14 protein-coding genes and 2 tRNA genes are annotated in these 18,333 nt (G+C 64.6%); 9 read left to right on the top strand and 7 right to left on the bottom strand.

The window, feature by feature from the left end; genetic code table 11:
* Positions 1–76: 76 nt before the first annotated feature.
* Both LJF34_RS10530 and LJF34_RS10525 read left to right on the top strand, forming a co-directional pair.
* Positions 77–1,306, top strand: a complete 1,230-nt coding sequence (locus tag LJF34_RS10530; protein WP_231184921.1) for a molybdopterin molybdotransferase MoeA — start codon at positions 77–79, stop codon at positions 1,304–1,306.
* Positions 1,303–2,010, top strand: coding sequence for a nucleotidyltransferase family protein (locus tag LJF34_RS10525; RefSeq protein ID WP_231184920.1), 708 nt, complete (start codon positions 1,303–1,305; stop codon positions 2,008–2,010). Before LJF34_RS10530 ends, LJF34_RS10525 begins: the two co-directional genes overlap by 4 nt.
* A 165-nt stretch (positions 2,011–2,175) precedes the next feature.
* Here the strand turns inward: LJF34_RS10525 and LJF34_RS10520 are convergent, their stop codons facing one another.
* Positions 2,176–4,524: a xanthine dehydrogenase family protein molybdopterin-binding subunit gene (locus LJF34_RS10520; RefSeq protein WP_231184919.1), complete on the bottom strand. Its 2,349-nt coding sequence runs from the start codon at positions 4,522–4,524 to the stop codon at positions 2,176–2,178.
* Between the two features lie 218 nt (positions 4,525–4,742).
* Here LJF34_RS10520 and LJF34_RS10515 point away from each other — a divergent pair, with 218 nt between their 5' ends.
* Together LJF34_RS10515 and LJF34_RS10510 are read left to right on the top strand one after the other, a co-directional pair.
* Entirely contained in the window at positions 4,743–5,888 is a 1,146-nt protein-coding gene (locus LJF34_RS10515; RefSeq protein ID WP_231184918.1) for an acyl-CoA dehydrogenase family protein, read from the top strand.
* A gap of 807 nt (positions 5,889–6,695) precedes the next feature.
* Positions 6,696–7,223: a winged helix-turn-helix domain-containing protein gene (locus LJF34_RS10510; RefSeq protein WP_231184917.1), complete on the top strand. Its 528-nt coding sequence runs from the start codon at positions 6,696–6,698 to the stop codon at positions 7,221–7,223.
* Between the two features lie 9 nt (positions 7,224–7,232).
* On the opposite strand, the gene LJF34_RS10505 is transcribed toward LJF34_RS10510, so the two are convergent.
* The 3 genes from LJF34_RS10505 to LJF34_RS10495 all read right to left on the bottom strand — a co-directional run bounded on the left by LJF34_RS10505 (position 7,233) and on the right by LJF34_RS10495 (position 10,913).
* A complete protein-coding gene (locus tag LJF34_RS10505) occupies positions 7,233–7,670 on the bottom strand; it encodes a MaoC/PaaZ C-terminal domain-containing protein (RefSeq protein WP_231184916.1) in 438 nt (145 codons plus the stop codon).
* A 1-nt stretch (position 7,671) separates the two neighbouring features.
* Complete coding sequence (locus LJF34_RS10500; protein ID WP_231184915.1) at positions 7,672–9,678, bottom strand: 3-hydroxyacyl-CoA dehydrogenase NAD-binding domain-containing protein; 2,007 nt, start codon at positions 9,676–9,678, stop codon at positions 7,672–7,674.
* A gap of 149 nt (positions 9,679–9,827) precedes the next feature.
* Positions 9,828–10,913: a phosphotransferase family protein gene (locus LJF34_RS10495; RefSeq protein WP_231184914.1), complete on the bottom strand. Its 1,086-nt coding sequence runs from the start codon at positions 10,911–10,913 to the stop codon at positions 9,828–9,830.
* Between the two features lie 174 nt (positions 10,914–11,087).
* On the opposite strand from LJF34_RS10495, the gene LJF34_RS10490 reads away from it, so the two are divergent.
* Positions 11,088–12,305 carry an acyl-CoA dehydrogenase family protein gene (locus LJF34_RS10490; protein ID WP_231184913.1) on the top strand — a complete coding sequence of 406 codons (1,218 nt, stop codon included), beginning with the start codon at positions 11,088–11,090 and terminating at the stop codon, positions 12,303–12,305.
* Positions 12,306–12,495: 190 nt separating this feature from the next.
* Positions 12,496–13,275 carry an SDR family NAD(P)-dependent oxidoreductase gene (locus tag LJF34_RS10485; RefSeq protein WP_231184912.1) on the top strand — a complete coding sequence of 260 codons (780 nt, stop codon included), beginning with the start codon at positions 12,496–12,498 and terminating at the stop codon, positions 13,273–13,275.
* 67 nt (positions 13,276–13,342) lie between these two features.
* Here the strand turns inward: LJF34_RS10485 and LJF34_RS10480 are convergent, their stop codons facing one another.
* From LJF34_RS10480 to LJF34_RS10470, 3 genes are all read right to left on the bottom strand, one after another.
* Positions 13,343–13,831 carry a histidine kinase gene (locus LJF34_RS10480; RefSeq protein ID WP_231184911.1) on the bottom strand — a complete coding sequence of 163 codons (489 nt, stop codon included), beginning with the start codon at positions 13,829–13,831 and terminating at the stop codon, positions 13,343–13,345.
* Positions 13,832–14,175: 344 nt separating this feature from the next.
* Positions 14,176–14,282 (bottom strand) — tRNA-Ile (locus tag LJF34_RS10475).
* Between the two features lie 103 nt (positions 14,283–14,385).
* Positions 14,386–14,458, bottom strand: a tRNA-Asn gene (locus LJF34_RS10470).
* Positions 14,459–14,560: 102 nt separating this feature from the next.
* Here LJF34_RS10470 and cca point away from each other — a divergent pair.
* The 3 genes from cca to LJF34_RS10455 all read left to right on the top strand — a co-directional run bounded on the left by cca (position 14,561) and on the right by LJF34_RS10455 (position 18,299).
* On the top strand, positions 14,561–15,910 hold the full coding sequence (cca, locus tag LJF34_RS10465) for a CCA tRNA nucleotidyltransferase (protein ID WP_231184910.1): 1,350 nt from the start codon (positions 14,561–14,563) through the stop codon (positions 15,908–15,910).
* 121 nt (positions 15,911–16,031) lie between these two features.
* The gene (locus tag LJF34_RS10460) at positions 16,032–16,211 is read left to right on the top strand and encodes an HVO_0416 family zinc finger protein (RefSeq protein WP_231184909.1); all 180 of its coding nucleotides are present in this window, start codon (positions 16,032–16,034) and stop codon (positions 16,209–16,211) included.
* Between the two features lie 261 nt (positions 16,212–16,472).
* The gene (locus tag LJF34_RS10455) at positions 16,473–18,299 is read left to right on the top strand and encodes an ATP-dependent helicase (RefSeq protein WP_231185063.1); all 1,827 of its coding nucleotides are present in this window, start codon (positions 16,473–16,475) and stop codon (positions 18,297–18,299) included.
* Positions 18,300–18,333: the final 34 nt, after the last annotated feature.

The following is an 18,333-nucleotide window of genomic DNA, read 5'->3' as shown; positions in this document are numbered from 1 at the left end:
GCTTTCCCCAAATTGGGTACTCGATCCGTTTCCCTCCGGGGGAACGCCTTTGTCAGGACGTGGCATAGATTCGTGTGTGACGCATCCGGTTTCACGATGGACGGCGCTCGAACGGGTCACGAACGCCCGCGACACGCTTTTCGACACCCTTCCCCACGAGGAAGTCGGCCCCGAACGAATCGGCGGGCGGGTCCTCGCGGAACCCGTCGTCGCACCCGCCGACGTTCCGCCGCGCGACCGCGCGACGATGGACGGATTCGCGTTCAACGCCGCCGACGCCTATCCCCTCCGTCTCGTCGGCGAGGTCGGCGCGGAGGACGACCCGCCCTCGATGGAGTCCGGCGAAGCGGTCAGAATCGCCACGGGAGCGCCGCTCCCCGCCCGCGCCGACGCGGTCCTCGAACGCGAACGCGCGATCACGGACGACGGTGATTCCGACGATGGAGAGGCTCGGGAAACGACGCTCGACGGCCCACCCGTCGAACACGGCCGCAACGTCTTCCGACGCGGAACGACCGCCACCGCCGACGAGACGGTCATTCCCGAGGGCGAGCGACTGAGCGCGCCCGACGCGGGTCTGCTCGCCGACCTCGGATTCGAGACCGTTTCCGTCCTCGAACGGCTCTCGGTCCGTATCCTCGGAACCGGAACCGAACTGGTAGAGAACCGACAACCCGACCGCGACTCGCCGATGCTCGCCACCCTCGTCCAATCGTGGGGACACGACGCGAGGGTCGTCGATCCAGTGCCCGACGACCCCGGGGCCGTTCGTGACGCGATCGAGCGCCACGCGGCGGCGGCCGACGTCATCCTGACGAGCGGCGGGACCGGCGGCGGCGCGCGCGACCACGTCCGCCGCACGCTCGCCGACCTCGGCGACATCGTCGTGGACGGAATCGACGTCCGCCCCGGAAGCCACGTCCGCGTGGCGACGCTCGACGACTACGACACCGTCGCCGTCGCGCTCCCCGGCAAACCGGTCGCCGCGTTCCTCGGTGCAGTCTCCGCGTGCCGCGCGCTCCTCACCGGCGCGACCGACGAACGAACCGAGAACGCGACCCTCGCGTGTGACCTCGAACTCCCCGGACGCGATACCGAATACGTCGTCCCCGTCGAGCGTCGCGGCGACGAACTCGTTCCGCTCGGCCACGATGACTCCTCCGTTCCCATTTACGGCGAGCGATTCTCACCGCGCATCCTCGCCGACTGCGCCCGGGTGCTTCGAATGGACGGCTACCTCCGTATCCGCACCGCGCTCAACTCCGGCGAGTCCGTTCGGTTCGTCCCCACGGAGGTCGTGACGTGACGCTTCCGGTCGTCGCGCCGCCGTTCGATACCACGTTTCGCCCCGACGCGTCCGTCGCGGGCGTCCTCCTCGCCGCCGGAGCGAGTTCCCGGTTCGGCCCGGCGAACAAACTCCTCGCTCCGCTCGATTCCGGGGGTTCCGGTTCCGATTCGGAATCCCTCGATTCCGGTTCTGATTCCGTCGGCTCCGAGTCCGAACCGTCCGGTTCCGCCCCGCTCGTCCGTCACGCCGCTCGGGGCCTCCTCGACGCCGCGGAACTCGACGCCGTCGCGGCCGTCGTCGCCGCCGATGACGGCCCCGTCACCGACGCACTCTCCGGAATGGACGTCTCCCTGCTCGTGAATCCCGACGCCGAACGCGGACAGGCGACGTCCGTCCGGCGCGGCGTCCGGTGGGGCCGCGAGTACGACGCCATCGTCTTCGCGCTCGGCGACATGCCCCGCGTCAGTCCCGCCAGTATCGACCGCCTCGTCGCCGCGTATCGGGCGGGTGCGGGCGACGCCCTCGCCGCCGCGTTCGACGGCGCGCGCGGCAACCCCGTCCTCTTCGACGCTCGCCACTTCGACGCGCTGGCGGACGTCGAGGGCGATATGGGCGGACGGGAAATCCTGCTCCACGGGGACCGTTCCGCGTTGGTCGAAACCGACGACCCCGGCGTCTTGGTCGACGTCGATACGACCGACGACCTGCGAGAACTCCGGTGATACGGGGAAGAAAGGTGACGTGATTTCTGCGTGACGTCTGTAGTTGCAGTCACGGCAATACCAACCACAAGTCAGCGAGCGGGCGGGGGCTTTCGAGGGCTGCTTCCCAGTAGTTGCGATTCAGACGTTCCCAAATACAATCCGTAGCGAGTGACGATGTCGACCTCACTTCGCATTTTGAACTGTTCGCCACACGCGCTCGGGGGTCAGCGGCATGTCTATCTCCTCGACGCCGAACGGTTCGAGGGCGTCCAACACCGCGTTGACCATCGCGGGCGGCGCGGCGATGGTTCCGGCCTCGCCGATTCCCTTCACGCCGAGGGGATTCGTCGGACTCGGCGTTATCGTACTCCGCGTCTCCATCGACGGGAGTTGGGTGATTTTCGGAACCGCGTAGTCCTGCAGGGACCCCGTGACGAGCGTCCCGGCGTCGTCGTAGACGGCCTCCTCGTAGAGCGCCTGTCCGAGTCCCTGCGCGACCCCGCCGTGGACCTGTCCCTCCACGATTCGGGGGTTGACCTGCTCGCCGCAGTCGTCCACGGCGACGTACCGCTCCACGTCGATTTCGCCGGAATCGGGATCGACGGCCACCACGGCGACGTGCGTCCCGAAGGCGTAGGCCGTCCCGTCCTGCTCGTAGAACGTAGTCGATTCGAGTCCAGCGGACTCGCCTTCGGGGAGTCCGCGGCCGTACGCCGCGTCCGCGACCGTTTCGAAGGCAATCGAGCGGTCCGGCGCGCCGATGACGCGGAACTCGCCGCCCTCGTGTTCGACGTCCTCGGGGGCCGCCTCCAAGCGGTCGGCGGCGATGCGTCGCGCCTTCTCGGCCACCTCGCCCGCGCTCTCGGCGACGGCGTTCCCGCCCGCGATGGTGCTTCGACTGCCGAACGTTCCCGTACCGGTCGGAATCCGTTCCGTATCTCCCTCCACCACGTCGATGTCGTCGTACGGCACGCCGAGTTCGTCGGCGACGATTTGGGCGTACGTCGTCCCGTGGCCTTGGCCGTGGGAGTGCGTCCCGGCGTAGACCGTAACGCCGCCGTCGGGATGGACGCGGACGACGCCGCTTTCGAACCCGCCGCCGGTCGATTCGACGTAGTTTGCGACCCCGATTCCGAGGTACGGATCGTCGCCGCCGTCGCCTGCTCGCTCCCGCTTCCGTTCACGCTCACGCTCGTCCGATTGTCGTTCACGAAGCGCGTCGTAGTCCACCGCGTCGAGCGCTTCAGCGAGGGCGGTTTCGTACTCCCCGCTGTCGTAGTTCGCGCCGACGGCGGTTTCGTGGGGGAACTCCTCGGGCGAAAGCTGGTTCCTGCGTCTGAAGTCGGCGGGGTCGATATCCAACTCCCGCGCCGCACGGTCCACGAGTCGCTCGGTCACGTAGATGGCCTCGGGGCGGCCCGCTCCCCGGTAGGAGTGGACGGGTGCGGTGTTCGTCAGGACGCTCTGGGTTCGACAGTGGATGGCGGGAATTCGGTACTGCCCGGCCAGCAGGCGTCCGTACCACCCCGGAAGCGCGGGGCTGACGCCGAGTCCGTAGCCGCCGATACCGGCGTGCGTCTCGGCCCGGATGCCGCGAATCGTTCCGTCGTCGTCGAACGCCAGTTCGGCGGTCGTGCGGTGGTCCCGTCCGTGTGCCCCGGCGAGGTAGTTCTCGGAGCGCGTGGCCGTCCACTTCACGGGGCGTCCGAGTTCGCGGGCGCACCACGCCGCCATCGCCTCGCCGGGGTGATGGTGGCCCTTGTGTCCGAACCCGCCGCCCACGTCCGGCGCGACGACGCGGAGTCGGTTCTCGGGGATTCCCAGTGTGGTCGAGAGCTTTCCGCGGTGGCCGTGGGGCGACTGACTCGTCATCGTGACGGTCAGCGAGTCGTCCGTCTCGTCGTACTCCGCGAGCGCCGCCCGCGGTTCCATCGCGTTGGCGATGAGGCGGTTGTTCTCCAACTCGACTTCGACGGTTCGGTCCGCGTCCTCGAACGCTTCCTCGGCGGCGTCCGCATCGCCCATCTCCGTGACGGTCACGACGTTTCCGGGGACGCCGTCGAAAATTCTCGGAGCGTCATCGTCGGTCGCTTCGATGGGATCCGTGACGGTATCGAGACGGTCGTAGGAGACGTCTACGGCGTTCGCGGCGTCTCGGGCGACGTACCGGTCCTCGGCGATCACGGCGGCGACGGGTTGCCCGTGATATCGCACTCGCCCCCGAGCGAGGACGGGATGGCCCGGAATCTCGTGGTCGAGAATCCCCGCCCTGACCGGGATGACACCCGGCGAATCCGACGCCTCGATATCCTCCCATGTATAGACGCCGAGAACGCCCTCCATCGACTCGGCCGCCTCCGTATCGGTTCCCTCGACGGTCGCGTGACCGTATCTGCTCCGAACGAAGCAGAGATGGGTACCGTCCGCCGCCTGCACGTCGTCGGTGTACGTCGCCCGCCCGGTCACGAGGGCCGGATCCTCCCGCCGTTCGATGTCCCTCCCCACCAACGGACCGTCCGGTGTCTCGCTCATGATGTTACAGGCTATCACACGTCGCCGAATTTAAACTGTCGAGTCCCGGCGAACGACGTGTAGCACGCGGTTCGCCGTATTCGCCGTGCTCGCCGTGATCGTCGTTCGATTCTCCCGACGGTGGGTTCATGTCGAACTGTACGGATTCTTGGCGATTTTGGTTAACAGCAATCACACAAATGCCGAAGACTCTTTTTATTGGAATTCAAATGTCGGATATGGGATTTCGACTGTCAGACGAGCAGCGCGCGATACGCGAGGCGGTCCGGGAGTTCGGCGAGGCGGAAATCACGCCGGTCGCCCGCGAACACGACGAGGAGAAGAAGTATCCCGAGGACCTCGTACGGAAGGCGGCGGAACTGGACCTCGTGGCTCCGGGCATCCCCGTCGAGTACGGCGGGGCCGGGATGGATACCCTCTCGTCCATCATCGTCACCGAGGAACTCTGGCGGGCCGACGCGGGTATCGGGAGCGCCATCGGCAGTCGCGGGTTCGGCTCGAACATGATTCGGAAGTTCGGCGACGAGTGGATGAAGGAGGAGTGGCTCCCGCGAATCGCCGACGGCGAGTCCGCCTGCTGTAGCTGTATCTCGGAACCCGGCCACGGGTCGAACGTCGCGGGAATCGAGACGGTTGCCGAAAGGGAGGGCGACGAGTACGTCATCGACGGCAACAAGATGTGGATCACCAATGGAACCGTCGCCGACGTCGCCGTCGTCATGGCGAAGACGGATCCCGAGGCCGAACCGCCCCACCGCGGCATCAGCGCCATTCTCGTCCCCACCGACACCGACGGGTTCGAGCCGACGAAGATCGACAACAAACTCGGCATCCGCGCCTCCGACCTCGCGGAAATCGTCCTCGACGACGTGCGCGTCCCCGCGGAGAACGTCATTGGCGAGGAGAACGAGGGGTTCTACCAGTTGATGAACTTCTTCGCCTCGGGTCGCGTGAGCGTCGCGTCGCAGGCCGTCGGCGTCGCGCAGGCCGCCGTGGACGAATCCATCGACTACGCCGGAGAGCGCGAGCAGGGCGGACGGCTCATCAAGGACTACCAAGCCATCGGGCACAAGGTCGCCGACATGGCGACGGACGTGGAAGCCGCCCGGTCGCTCACCTACCGCGCCGCCTCCCACGTCGAGGAGGGCGACGACCGGATGGCGACCCGATTCGCCAGCATGGCGAAACTCTTCGCCAGCGAGCACGCCGTCGACGTCGCCGACGAGGCCATTCAGGTCCACGGCGGCGCGGGCTACGTCACCGACCACCCCGTCGAGCGGTACTACCGCGACGCCCGCATCACCAAGATATATGAGGGAACCAGCGAAATCCAGAAGAACATCATCTCCGACGACCTGCTCTAACACGGTCGATATCGGACTTTCGCGGGGTGGAAGGCTTCCGGCCAACCGACTGGTGAATTGCATCGATTCATTTAGCTGCCGTGGCGCGCGCTGACGAGGCGGCGAGAACTCGTCGTTCGAGCCGTCTCGGTGAAGCGTGCGAGGGATGACGACCGAGGAGCAACGCGACGATGGGAGGAATCGGTTGGGGAGGACGTGGCTGTCGCGGTGCTGTGCGGAAGCGGTGTGTGGGTTTGGGACTGAAAGGGGCCGGGCGTTCGCGCGAAGTTTAGTCGTCTGTGTGGGCCACTATCCGCGCGAATTGTGCGGAGAGCGCAGATATCCCATGCAGCGGTTACGCGAACGAAGTGAGTGTGACCGCGGAAGTCGCAGCCCGCGCAGCGAAGCGAGCAGGAACGTCTTCAGACGACCGCGAACGTTCGGGGGCTTTCGAGGACGTCATCACAGTAGTTGCAACGGTAACGCGAGGTATCGCGAGCAATTACAGACGTCGATGGTGACTACCTCACAGCCGCTGGGACACCACAAGAGGGTACAACGAGAACGCAAGCAGTAACAGACGTCAATGAGACCGCAACCGCACCCTCCGCCCTCCCCCCTCCCCAGCCTCCTCGCTCAGCGCGGCTTCGCTCGTCCCTCGCGCGCCGCTCGTTGCACTCGCTCCCGCGCGCTGACCGCTACTGGTACTGATCGTGGGTGACTGGTGCTGATCGTGAATGTTCGAGGGAACTGCCGAGGTCCGAGTATCGACCATCATCGTTCCCTTCGAAGGAGAACGCTGATAAACCGGTCTCGGGAAGGAGTACTATGACCGACACGACCGACGCTCCGAACTGGGAGTTCAAGGAGCGGGACATCGCAATTTTGCGGGAGTTGACGCGGAACCCGCAGTTGTCCTCGCGCGAACTCACGACCATCCTCGCGGAGGAGTACGACATCGAAGTCTCGCACGTCACCGTGAGCGAGTCGATTCGGGAGATGCGAAACGAGGGCGTGTTCCGCGAGGCCATCATCCCGAACGAGGAGTACTACATCTTCGGCCTGTTCGAGTTCAAGTTCAACCCGGAGCACTTCGCGGACAGTTGGCGCGCCGCGATGGAGTACATCCGCGACGACCCCAACACGCTGTTTTACTTCCTCTCGGACGGGGAGTACCAGTGGAAGACGGTGATGATGTTCCCGAACAGGGAGGCCGAATCGCGCTGGATTCACGAGTTCTACAAGGAACACGGGGACGTCATCGACAACATCCGCAACTCGGTTGTTCACAACGTCCTCAAGTTCCGCACCGACCCCGAGATATTCGAGGGGTTGGACGACGAGTACAGAAAATAGCGGGCTCGTCTACCGAACGAGCGAGAGGAGTTCGCACGACAGCACGACCTCGTCCCGCTGATTGATAACTTCGGCGTCGTATCGAACGACACCGCTGGCGGTCGGGTGCTCCTTTCGCTCCTTCTCCAGCAACTCCAACGCGACGTGAATCGTGTCGCCGAAGCGAACCGGTGCGGTGAAGCGCAGTCGGTCCACGCCGTAGAAGGCGACGACTTCGGCGCGGCGGTCGCGGACCCGCTGTGCGAGGCCGGTCATCGCGGAGAACACGAGCGCCCCGTGGGCGATTCGCTCCCCGAAGTCCGACTCCTCCCCGACCGTCTCGCTGGTGTGAAGCGGGTTGAAGTCGCCGCTCACGCCCGCGAAGTTGACCACGTCGGCCTCGGTGATGGTCCGCGAGGGTGTCGTCACCCGGTGGCCGACGTCCAGTTCTTCGAACGAGAGCGCCACGTCACTCCCCCATGAATTCGGGGTCGTGGTCCTCGCGGAACGCGGCGGTCCCCTCGCGCACGTCGTCGGTTCCCATGAGAAGCCCGAACCCTTGGCTCTCCATGGCGAGCGCGGCGTCGAGGCTCGCGTCTTCGCCCTCGTTCATCACCTTCTTCGCCACTTTGAGTCCGATCGGCGGCCCGTCGAGCAAGTCGTCCACGAACTCGGAAACGACGCTCTCGAACTCGTCGTCGGGGACGGCGCGGTTGATGAGGCCCCACTCCGCCGCACGGTCGGCGTCGATGCGGTTGCCCCGGAACACGAGTTCCTTCGCCCGCGTCTCGCCGAGTAACCGGAGCAAGCGCTGGGTGCCCCCACCGCCGGGGATGAGGCCGAGTCGGATCTCCGGCGATCCGAACTCGGACCCTTCCGTGGCGATTCTGAGGTCGCAGGCGAGCGCCAACTCCAATCCGGCGCCCAAACAGTAGCCGTCGACTTTCGCAATCGTCGGGCGCTCGAAGTCGTTCACCGTCTCGAACGTCGGCGTCACATCCATGAAGTCCGTGGGAGTGGCGTCCGCGAACCCGCCGATGTCCGCCCCGGCGCTGAACGCCCTGTCGCCGGCGCCGTCGAACGTCACGCACCGAACCTCGTCCACGTCGACCGACGCGAGCAGGTCGTCGATTTCGCCCAAGAGGTCCGCCGACAGGGCGTTCATCCGCTCGGGGCGGTCGAGTTCTACCGCCAGCAGTCCGTCTTCTGTGAGATCGTAGTTCAAAAAGCGGTAGTCGCCGGGTCCGTCGCCGTCGTTTCCGTACTCGTGGAATCTCGCGCCTGTGTCCTCGCCGGTCGTTCCCGCCTCGACCAGTTCGACGAGGTAGTCGTCCGGTTCGAACCGGTCGTCGCCTGTCTCCTCGCGCAGGGTTTCGAGTTTATCGAGAATCACATCGAGGCCGATTTCGTCCGCGCGTCGGCAGATGCCCTCCGGGAACCCGAGTCCGAGGCGGACGCCGGTGTCGATTTCGTCGGGTCGGGCCACGCCCTCCCCTACGAGGCGCGCCGCCTCGTTGACCATCCGCGCCTCGATTCGGAGGGTGTCGAATCCCTCGCCGTCGCCGGGTTCGTAGTTGACTCCCGCTCCGTCGACGGCTTCGCCGTCCGCTTGAGACATCTCCGACGTCTCTCCTCCCTCATAATTGTAGTATCCTCGCCCCGTTTTCCTGCCGAGTTCCTCGTTTTCGACCTTCTCGGCCATGATGGGCGGGATGGCCCGCCCCGACTCCTTCCGGACGTGATAGCCCACGTCGATTCCGGTGAGGTCCATGAGTTCGAACGGCCCCATCGGGTACCCCCGTCGGTGGACCATCGCGGCGTCCACCTCGCGTATCGTCGCCTCGTCGTTCGACACCATCCACGCGGGTTCGTCGCCGAACGGGCCGAGGACCGTGTTGACGACGAACCCGCGAACGTCCTTTCGCACGTAAATCGGCGTCTTGCCGAGCGACTGTGCGAACTCGTAGGCCGCTTCAGCCGTGTCGTCGCTCGTTCGGTCGCCGTAGATGACTTCGACCAAGTCCATCTTCACCGGCGGGTTGAAGAAGTGCATCCCGACGACGTCCTCGGGGCGCGAGGTCACACCGGCCATTTCGGTGATGCTGAGACTGGACGTGTTCGACGCCAGTATCGCGCCGTCCGGCGCGAACTCGTCGAGGTCGATGAACACCTCCCGCTTGAGGTCCATCCGCTCGGGGACTGCCTCGATGACGAGGTCGGTGTCCGCGACCGCAGATTCCAACTCGACGGTCGTGTCGATGCGCCCAAGCACGTCCGCGGCGGACTCCTCCAGTCGTCCCTTCCCGGCCAACTTCTCCAGACTCCACTCGACGTTCTCGTACCCGTCAGCGACGAACCCCTCCTCCACGTCGCGCATGGTGACGTCGTACCCGGCGATGGCGGCGACTTCCGCGATGCCGTGGCCCATGTTTCCGGCCCCGAGTACCGTCACCCGCTCGATGTCCGTGCCTGTCATACGTCGGAGCGTTTCGTCCCGCGTTATCTTAACTCCACCGAGCGACGGTTATTTCTGTAAAGAAAAGCCCGATATTCCTCATCTATTGGTTTGTCTCCCATCGATCTTGATTGCGTGTGTTAACACCTCTTCCGCAAGGATTCGGCCCGTCACAGCGGTTCGTCGCCGTCCAGAATCCCCTTGGCGCGCCGGGCGAGGTCCGGGACGCGCTCTTCCATCCGCGGATACATCGGGTCGTCGCTGTTGCCGTCGAGGTAGCGCCGGTAGAACATCTCGCCGAGCGCCGCGAGTTTGTACACGGCGAGCGCCCGATAGAATCCGTCGCGGTCGTACTCGATGCCCGTCTCGCGTTCGTACCGCTCGACGAGTTCTCGGCGGGTCGGATACTCTTCGGCCTCCATGAACGTGGCGACCAGTTCGGGGGTCGCCGGTTCCGGGTCGCCCGCGTCGCGCCAGTAGGACAGCATCCATCCGAGGTCGGCGAGCGGATCGCCGAGCGTCGCCATCTCCCAGTCGAAGACGCCGACGATTTCCGGCGGCGTCCCCGGCCCGTACATCACGTTGTCGAGTTTGTAGTCGCCGTGGACTACCGTGTGTTCGTGTTCCTTCGGGCAGTGTTCGACCAACCAGTCGCCGACTGCCTCCAGTTCGGGGACGGCGCGCTCCTCGGCGGTTCGCTCGAACGCCCAGTCCAACTGCTTGGTCCACCGTTCGACCTGCCGCTCGGTGTAGCCCGGAGGATGGCCGAACTCGCCGAGTCCCACGCCCTCGTAGTCGAGCGCGTGAATCGCCGCGAGCGTATCGACCAGCTCCTCGCCGATTCGTTGCCGTGCATCGGCCGTTCCGAAGCGTTCGGGTTCCCCGTCGCGGAGCACGTCCCCCGAAAGGCGCTCCATCACGTAGAAGTCGCTCCCGATGACCGAGCGGTCCTCACAGGCCAGCACCGTCGCCGGAAGCGGAACGTCGGTGGCCTGTAGCGCGTCCATCACCCGGTACTCGCGGAGCACGTCGTGGGCCGTCTCGGCCGTCTCGCCGGGTGGCGGACGGCGGATGACGAGTTCGCTATCGCCCCACGTCAGGAACAGCGTCTCGTTGGAGTGTCCCTCCGCGTGGTGGGAGACGACGTACTCGGTGACCTCCCCCAACTCCGCCGCGAGGTAGTTCCGTAGCGCGTCCGTATCGACGAGTCGTTCGAAGTAGTCGTTGTCACCCGCTATCTGGTCGTCTTTTGTCATTGGTCCTCTCCGCTCGCCGTCGGTGCCGGTCGGTACGGTTCTGGCTCTCACGTTCCGCTGACCGCCCCGACGGCGCGGTTCCTACGTCGATTGTACGTCCATCTCCGGTATAGAACTTACGAGGGTAACGACTCTGGGGAAATATTTTTACACTGGTGAACCGGGGTTGTGGGTATGGAATACGACGACCCGGAACGCGGGACGGACGTCGCCGAACGCGTCCGAGCGTTCGTCCGCGGGGAGGTCATTCCCGTCGAGCGGGACCACCTCGGCGGGGAACCGGTTTCGGACGACGCCGTTCGCGAGCTCCGCGAGGCGGCCCGCGAGTACGACGTGTACGCGCCGCAGATTCCCGAGGAACACGGCGGTCTGGGGATGGGATTCCGCGAGATGCTGCCCGTCTTCGAGGCGGCCGGACGGAGCCTCCTCGGTCCGGCGGCCATCCGCGTCGACGCGCCCGACGAAGGGAACATGCACACGCTCGAACTGGTCGGGACGGAGGAGCAGAAAGAACGGTGGCTCGACCCGCTCGCGGCGGGTGAAGCCAAGTCCGGATTCTCGATGACTGAACCGAATCCGGGTGCCGGTTCGGACCCGAAGATGCTCCGGACGACGGCCACGAAGGACGGCGACGAGTGGGTCATCGACGGCCACAAGTGGTGGACGACCCAGGGAAGCGAGGCCGACGTGCTGTTGGTGATGGCGCTCACCGACCCGGACGCCCATCCCTACGAAGGCTGTTCCATCTTCCTCGTGCCCGCCGACACGCCCGGCGTGGAAATCGTCCGCGACATCCCGCACGTCGGCGGCGGCGTCACGGGGATGAGCCACGCGGAAATCAGGTACGACGACGTTCGAATTCCGGAGGAAAACCTCCTCGGCGCGGAGAACGCCGGGTTCGCCATCGCCCAACGGCGACTCGGTCCGGCGCGACTCACCCACTGCATGCGCTACTCCGGGATGGCCGAACGGGCCGTCGACATCGCGAAGGCGTACGCCGACCAGCGGCAGGCGTTCGACGGTCCGCTCTCGGAGAAACAGTCGATACGGTTCGAAGTCGCGGAAACCGAGATGCGGCTCCACGCCGTCCGCACCATGGTCCGCCACGCCGCCCGGCAAATCGCGGCGGGCGAGGAGGCCCGAATCGAGGTGGCGATGAGCAAGGTGTACGCCGCGAACGTCGTACAGGACGCCATCGACGGCGCGATTCAAACGTGCGGCGGGAACGGTATCGGCAAGGACCTCCCGCTCGCGGACTTCTACGAGAACGTCCGGCAGTTCCGCATCGTGGACGGCGCGGACGAGGTTCATAAACGGGTCATCGCCAGAGACGCGTTTTCCGACCTCGACCCCGCCGAAGTCGAACACCTGACTCGCTACGACGCCGAGTAGCGCGGCGCGGCCGATTCGGTTTCGGCCGTCTTCTCACTCATGCACCCCCGTCATGGGTCCGGCCCTCTCGGAACCCGAGACAACGATTACAAACCACGGCCCATATTTATTAACACGAGGGGGTGTAGTAGACGATGTACTTACCGATGGAAAATCGTGCTTCGAAGCGGCCGACAGCGGAGGGAATCGCATGACCGTCGAACAGTTCAGCGTCGCCGGCAAAACCGCTATCGTGACCGGCGCATCGAGCGGTATCGGGAAGACCATCGCGGAGCGGTTCGCCGACGACGGGGCGAACGTCGTCGTCTGCTCGCGCGAACTGGAGAACGTCGAACCCGTCGCCGAGGGGATCGAGGGGAGTGACAGCGAGGGGCGGGCGGTCGCCGTCGAATGCGACGTGACCGACCGCGACGCCGTGGACGCCCTCGTGGACGCCACCGTCTCCGAGTTCGGCGGCGTGGACGTCCTCGTCAACAACGCGGGGGCGAGTTTCATGGCCCCGTTCGAGGACATCAGCGAAAACGGCTGGAAGACCATCGTGGACATCAACCTCCACGGGACGTACCACTGTACGCAGGTCGCGGGGGAACGCATGCGCGAAAACGGCGGCGGCGTCGTCATCAACCTCGCCAGCGTCGCGGGACAGAAGGGGTCGCCGCACATGAGCCACTACGGCGCGGCCAAAGCCGGCATCATCAACCTCACGTCCACGCTCGCCTACGAGTTGGCCGACGACGACGTGCGGGTCAACTGCATCGCCCCCGGATTCGTCGCCACGCCGGGCGTCGAGAGCCAGATGGGCGTCAGCGCGGACGAAATCGACCGCGAGAGCGTCAAGCGCCGCATCGGTACCACCGAGGAGATTGCCGACCTCGCACAGTTCCTCGCCAGTCCAGCCTCCTCGTACCTCGTCGGCGAGACGGTGACGGCGGCGGGCGTGCCGCCGATTCTCGAAACGCCGGACGTGTGATGTTATCGAAACGACCGGCGTGTGAGAACCACGAACGCGTGGAAAATCGGGGGCGTTTCGTCACCATTCAGAGGGTGATGACGTACCGGTACACCGCGCCCAAGACGATGCCGTACGCGAGGTGCCAGACGAGGCTGGGAAGCGCGAACGTCGGCACGGATGGCGCGCCAGCGACGCCGACGGCCTGAAGCCACAGCGGCAAAAGTATCGATCCGGTAATCACCCACAGGACCACGCCGTAGGCGGCACCGAGTCCGATGGTCGCGGATTCGCTGTCGGTGTATCTGCGCAGCGACGTCAGGGAGACGACCGCGGCGAAGACGAGCCCGAGAACCGCGCTGTTGAACAGGTGAACTATCCATCCGGCGACGGCACCCTGTTGTCCGTATAGCGCCGGGATTACGGTTGTGAGCGCATCGGGGCTCAGAACCAGCAGGAAAATCCCCATCGCGACACCGCCCGCGAGACCGGCGATGATCGCGCCCAACCACGGTTCGTACCGCGGGGAGGTTCGTTCGGTAGCGGCCTCCTCCGCTGTTGGCATTTTTGATGCCATATGATACCATATATCTCTCTCGGATATGCAGTTGTCGTCTACGCCGAAACCGGCCGGTTTTCCCCGACATTCGCAGCGAGGCGGGAATTGCGGTATTCTACGGAACCGATGCGGCCCCACTAGCCATTGCGGATTTGGAACCGGCGGGCTTTCGTCGCCGTCTCGCGAGAAGCTGTCGGCTCAGAATCAACCAGAATCTGGATGGGCCCTATCGGATTCGAACAACGCCCGGACGTACTCACTTCGTTCCGTGCGTCCGGTCTACTTCGAATCCGGAACCCCATTTCTGTCGAACGCTGTCGCTCGCACACGCTTCGCGGTGCTCGCGAGTTGTTCGGCAGAAATGGGCCCTATCGGATTCGAACCAATGACCACCCGGTATCCCATGTCGTCTGAACCCGACAGACGTCATTATGAGCCGAGCGCTCTAACCAGACTGAGCTAAGGGCCCGTTCAGTCAATCGTAATCTGGCATCCCTCTTTAGCGTACCGGGTTTCCGACGAGTCACCCGGTTCGAAAGAACGCTCTCATCGAAGACGAATAATCGAAGAAGCGCCGCCGCCAGGGCTCGAACCTGGGACAACCTGGGTAACAACCAGGTGCTCTACCAACTGAGCTACGGCGGCTTCTGACTGCACTCCCAAGTAGACGGAGTCCTTTGATAGGGCTTTCGTTTTTATCCGGACGCATCGATACGCTTTCACGCCTTCGTGGAAAACTTTCGCCCGATGGCACGGTTCGAGGAGGTCGTCTCGGCGGTCCGAGCGACGATACGACCCGACGCGGAGGAACGCGAGCGTCTCCGAGCGGCGGCCCGGGAACTGACCGAACGCGCGGAGGAGGCGATCGCCGACCTGTCGGTCGACGCCGACGTGATTCTGGTGGGGAGCACCGCGCGGGGAACGTGGACGAGCGGCGACCGGGATATCGACCTGTTCGTTCGGTTTCCGCCGGAGATGGGACGCGAGGAACTCGAATCGCTCGGACTGAAAATCGGGCACGCGGTTCTGCCGGACGGCCACGAGGAGTACGCGGAGCATCCGTACGTGAAGGGGCAATCCGACGGCTTCGACGTGGATTTCGTCCCCTGCTATCGCGTCGCGTCGGCCACGGACATCCAGTCGGCGGTGGACCGCACGCCGTTCCACACCGAATACCTCGAAGCGCGGTTGGACGACGAACTCGCCGGAGAGGTGTTGCTGTTCAAGCAGTTCCTGAAGGGAATCGGCGCGTATGGAAGCGACCTGCGGACGAAGGGGTTTTCCGGGTATCTGGCGGAACTCCTCGTCCTCGAATACGGCGGGTTTCGGGAGGTACTCGAAGCGGCGGCGGAGTGGCATCCGCCGGTTCGGTTCGACCCGGAGGGACACGGAACGGAGACGTTCGACGATCCGTTAGTGGTCATCGACCCGACGGACCCCGAGCGGAACGTCGCCGCCGTTCTTTCAGCCGAAAACGTCGCACGGGTGCAACACTACGCTCGCACCCTCCTCGAAACTCCGCGCGAATCGGTATTCTTCCCGGATCCGCCGGACCCGCTCACGCCCGAGGAAGTCCGGAATCTCATCGTCGAACGCGGGACGCATCCGGTCGCGGTTCGCTTCGGCGCGCCGGACGTGGTCGAAGACCAACTGTATCCGCAACTCCAGAAGTCGCTTTCGGGGTTGAGTGATGCGCTTTCGCGGCGCGGTTTCGACGTGCTTCGGGCCGACCTGTTCGCCCACGATTCCGCGGTCCTCCTCTTCGAACTCTCGGTCGCCGAGCGCCCGACGATCGAACGCCACGACGGGCCGCCGGTTCACGTTCGCGCTCACGCGACGGGGTTTTACGAGAAGTACGCCGACTCGGACGCGTACGGGCCGTTCATCGACGACGACCGGTACGTGGTCGAACGCGACCGCGAGTTTACGAGCGCGACGTCGTTCCTCCGGAGTGACGCCGTCCTCGACGCCGCGTTGGGTGTCCACGTCGAATCGACGCTGAAGAAGGGGTACGAGGTCCTCTCGGGCGACGAGGTCGGCGTTTTGGCCGAGGAGTTCGGAACCGAACTCGCCCGGTACTTCGACCCGAAGCCCTGAAGTCCGATTTCGTGCCGACCGAATTCTCGACGTTCACTTCCACGATGTTCGTACGTAACGCTACGTGTGGGTCCGTTTGACCATTAGGGTTATATGCTTGGTGTGCATTAGCATAGCATGTATGGCCTCCGCACCAACCGGAGACGACGAATCCGTGTTCGACCAGTTCCTCGAAGACCGCGGCCACGAGACGCAACGAGTAGACTGGGAACAGGAGTATAACAAAAAGCAGTGTCCGGAATGTGGTGGACTTCATAACCAGACAGCGACGGAGTGTACGGTCTGCGGTTGGAACCCGTAACCCGTTCTTTTCGAGTATCCGGCCCGAATCGTTTCCCGACTTTCGATGCCGTTTTTCTTCGCCGTTCCGACCCCGCCCACTCGATGTGGTGTCGAGGGACCGCTGTGCCTCCTCAGAATGGCATATCTGTGACAAATTCCTCCGATGTCGGATGTGAACGGTCGCCTGCTACACCCCTTTCGAAGCGCGTCACGAGGGACGAGTCCGATTCACGTCGTTTTATACGTTCCCAGCACTTGTGCTGGTGTAATGACTACGCCAATGGCAGAGACGGATGCAAGAGTGACCCGGTTGTTCGGTGGGCCGGGGAGCGGTAAAACCACCGAACTACTCGACAGGGTAGAGGACATTCTCGATCAGGATGGCGTCACGATAAACGACCTTCTCGTGGTTTCGTACACCCGTGCCGCCGCGAACGAAGTCCGCGAACGACTCGCGGAGCGACTCGACGTGAACCCGCGCTCCCTCCAGGGCAACGTCTGTACGATGCACGCGAAGGCCTACGAACTTCTCAATCTCTCCCGCGGCGACGTCGTCGGCGAAAAGGACAAACAGGAGTTCTGTGAGAGCTACGGGCTGGAATACGAGGACGAGTACAGCGGCTCCGGTCGTCGAACCGCCCGTTCGACCACGCTCGGCAACAAGATAATCGCCACCTCCCAGTGGCTCCAACGGACCCGACGACAGGTCGCCGACTGGCACGACGTTCCGTTCCAGTGGGACGTCGAAGAGGTCCGCCTCCCGCCGGACATCGACCCGAACGCACAGGAGGGGAACAAGTACACCCCGACGTGGCCGAGCAGCGACGACCGATTCGACGTTCCCGAGGCCATCCGCGGCTGGCGGAAGTACAAGGGCGACGAGGGACTCGTCGGCTTCGCCGACATGCTCGAACGCGTGAAACAGCGCTCCCTCCTCCCCAGCGTCGATTACCTCGTCATCGACGAGTTTCAGGACATCACGCAGCTCCAGTTCGACATCTACGAGGAGTGGAAGGGCCACATGAAGAACGTCCTCATCGCGGGTGACGACGACCAGGTCGTCTACGCGTGGCAAGGTGCGGACCCGAAACTCCTCCTCGGCGAGGGCGGCGAGGACGTCATCCTCGACACCTCACACCGACTTCCCTCCCGTGTCCTCAAGGTCGTCCAGCAGGAGGTCAGACACATCGAAGAACGGCAGGAGAAGAACCTCAAACCGCGCAAGGAGGGCGGCACCGTCGAAGCCGTGGAGAACCCATCGATGCTCGACCTCGTGCGGAACGTCCGGTACACCATCGAGGAGTTCGACGGCACCGTGATGGTGCTGTTCCGCGCTCGCTACCAGATGTTCCGCTTCGTGGACGAGTTCATCGACGAGGGAATCCCGTTCCGCACGCTGACCGACCAGCGGATGTGGACCGACCGCCTGAACCAGTACGTCGATGCAGTCGAGCGGATAGACGAGGGCGAACCCATCGACGGCCTGCAGGCTCGACGCCTCGCGGACATGTTGACCGAATCCACGTTCGGCACGAACGACCGCGACGAGATGTTCGACGCCATCGACGAGCGCAAGGAGAAGGAAGGTGCGGACGACCTCACGGAACTGGAGTTCGACGCCGACTTCGTGAAGAACTTCGCGCCGTTCATGCCCGGCCCGAAATCCGCCTCGGACATGGTCCGGAAGGTCACGAGCTATCAGAAGCGGTCCATGAACGCCTTCTTCAGCGGCCGCTATCAGGACATGGACCGAAGCCGCGTCCGCATCGGCACCATCCACAGCGCCAAAGGTCGGGAGGCCGACCACGTGTTCATCGGCACCGACCTGACCGAGAAGGTCGTCGAGCAGATGGCGGCGACCGTCGAAAACGAGGGTATCGAGGTCCCCAGCGTGGACGAGTTCACCGCCGGAACCGACCCGGTTCCGATCCTCACGGACAACGAACGCCGCGTCTTCTACGTCGGCATGAGCCGTGCCCGCGAGCGCCTCGTCGTCATGGAGAACCTCGTCAGCGGCGCGCCGACGCTCAAACTCGACGTGTTGCTGTACAACGAACCGAACGGGAAGTCGGTCGAGGACATCCTCGATAGCGCGGAAGCGGAGTAAGTAGGACTCCAGCCGCTGATTTTCCGTTTTTTGT

Source organism: Haladaptatus sp. DYF46 (assembly GCF_021083305.1).
Lineage (GTDB): Archaea > Halobacteriota > Halobacteria > Halobacteriales > Haladaptataceae > Haladaptatus.
This window is presented reverse-complemented; position numbering and strand designations above follow the sequence as displayed.

What these genes read in the sequence shown, in the direction of transcription:
- LJF34_RS10520 (WP_231184919.1), bottom strand. Translation starts at nt 4,524, where the DNA reads ATGAGCGAGACACCGGACGGTCCGTTGGTGGGGAGGGACATCGAACGG.
- LJF34_RS10515 (WP_231184918.1), top strand. Translation starts at nt 4,743, where the DNA reads ATGGGATTTCGACTGTCAGACGAGCAGCGCGCGATACGCGAGGCGGTC.
- LJF34_RS10510 (WP_231184917.1), top strand. Translation starts at nt 6,696, where the DNA reads ATGACCGACACGACCGACGCTCCGAACTGGGAGTTCAAGGAGCGGGAC.
- LJF34_RS10500 (WP_231184915.1), bottom strand. Translation starts at nt 9,678, where the DNA reads ATGACAGGCACGGACATCGAGCGGGTGACGGTACTCGGGGCCGGAAAC.
- LJF34_RS10495 (WP_231184914.1), bottom strand. Translation starts at nt 10,913, where the DNA reads ATGACAAAAGACGACCAGATAGCGGGTGACAACGACTACTTCGAACGA.
- LJF34_RS10490 (WP_231184913.1), top strand. Translation starts at nt 11,088, where the DNA reads ATGGAATACGACGACCCGGAACGCGGGACGGACGTCGCCGAACGCGTC.
- LJF34_RS10485 (WP_231184912.1), top strand. Translation starts at nt 12,496, where the DNA reads ATGACCGTCGAACAGTTCAGCGTCGCCGGCAAAACCGCTATCGTGACC.
- LJF34_RS10480 (WP_231184911.1), bottom strand. Translation starts at nt 13,831, where the DNA reads ATGGCATCAAAAATGCCAACAGCGGAGGAGGCCGCTACCGAACGAACC.
- cca (WP_231184910.1), top strand. Translation starts at nt 14,561, where the DNA reads ATGGCACGGTTCGAGGAGGTCGTCTCGGCGGTCCGAGCGACGATACGA.
- LJF34_RS10460 (WP_231184909.1), top strand. Translation starts at nt 16,032, where the DNA reads ATGGCCTCCGCACCAACCGGAGACGACGAATCCGTGTTCGACCAGTTC.
- LJF34_RS10455 (WP_231185063.1), top strand. Translation starts at nt 16,473, where the DNA reads ATGGCAGAGACGGATGCAAGAGTGACCCGGTTGTTCGGTGGGCCGGGG.